The organism is Nocardia sp. NPDC058666, assembly GCF_042714895.1.
In the GTDB taxonomy this organism is placed as follows: Bacteria; Actinomycetota; Actinomycetes; order Mycobacteriales; family Mycobacteriaceae; genus Nocardia.
The window spans coordinates 1-1,167 of record NZ_JBHXRY010000094.1 but is presented as its reverse complement, the minus strand read 5'-3'; the positions used below and the strand labels follow the sequence as shown (position 1 = coordinate 1,167).

The 1,167-nt window shown below is 70.4% G+C and carries 2 protein-coding genes; both read left to right on the top strand.

Features of this window, described 5'->3' with window-relative positions:
- Positions 1 to 646 (top strand): carbohydrate ABC transporter permease (locus tag ACFWVD_RS28720; RefSeq protein WP_379248044.1); only part of this gene is annotated, 646 nt, incomplete at its 5' end.
- A gap of 7 nt (positions 647 to 653) precedes the next feature.
- Positions 654 to 1,167: glycoside hydrolase family 3 N-terminal domain-containing protein (locus ACFWVD_RS28715; protein ID WP_379248042.1), on the top strand; the 514-nt coding region annotated here is incomplete at its 3' end.

The window sequence follows — 1,167 nt, the reverse complement described above, 5'->3', positions numbered from 1 at the left end:
GGACATCGCCGACTTCTGGGGCCCGGTCGGCCGCAGCCTGATCGTCTCGCTCGTCGTGGTCGTCATCGGCATCGCCGTCGGGATGCTGGCCGCCCTGGCCATCTCCCGCTTCGCCTTCCGCGGCCGCAAGGTCGTGATCGTCGGGATCCTCGCCGTCCAGATGGTCCCGCTCGTCGCGATGATCATCCCGGTCTTCCTGCTCCTGAACGACCTCGGCCAGTACGACAAGCTCACCGGCCTGATCATCACGTACCTGACCTTCGTCCTGCCCTTCACCGTGTGGACGCTGCGCGGCTTCATCGTCAACATCCCCAAGGAGCTGGAAGAAGCGGCCATGGTCGACGGCTGCACGCCGACCGGCGCCTTCCTGCGGGTCGTCTTCCCCCTGCTCGCCCCGGGCATGGTCGCCACGTCCGTCTACGCCTTCATCCAGGCGTGGAACGAGTACCTGTACGCGCTGATGCTGATGAGCCAGCAGAACCAGACCGCCACCGTCTGGCTCGGCAACTTCACCACCAAGCACGGCACCGAGTTCGCCCCGATGATGGCCGGCTCCACCATGATGGCCGTCCCGATCGTGGTCCTCTTCCTCATCGTCCAGCGCAAGATGGCCGCGGGCCTCACCGCCGGCGCCGTGAAGGGATAACGGCCCCATGACTGTTCTTGCGCACCGCACCGACACGGTCACCCGCGACGCCCTCGCCGTCCTCCAGCCCGGCTTCGAGGGCACCACCGCGCCCGCCTGGCTGCTCCGCCGGGTCGGCGAGGGCCTCACCGCCGTCGGTCTGTTCGGCCGCAACATCGCCTCGCCCGAGCAGCTCGCCGCGCTGACCGCGCAGCTGCGTACCGAGCGCGACGACGTCCTGGTCGCCATCGACGAGGAGGGCGGCGACGTCACCCGCCTGGAGGTCCGCGGCGGTTCGTCCTTCCCCGGCAACCTGGCCCTCGGCGCCGTCGACGACACCGCGCTGACCCGCGAGGTCGCCCGCGAGCTGGGCCGCCGCCTCGCCGAGTGCGGGGTCAACCTCAACTGGGCCCCGTCCGCGGACGTCAACTCCAACCCGGACAACCCGGTGATCGGCGTACGGTCCTTCGGCGCCGACACCCACCTCGCCGCCCGGCACACCGCCGCCTACGTCGAGGGCCTCCAGGCCGCCGGCGTCGCCG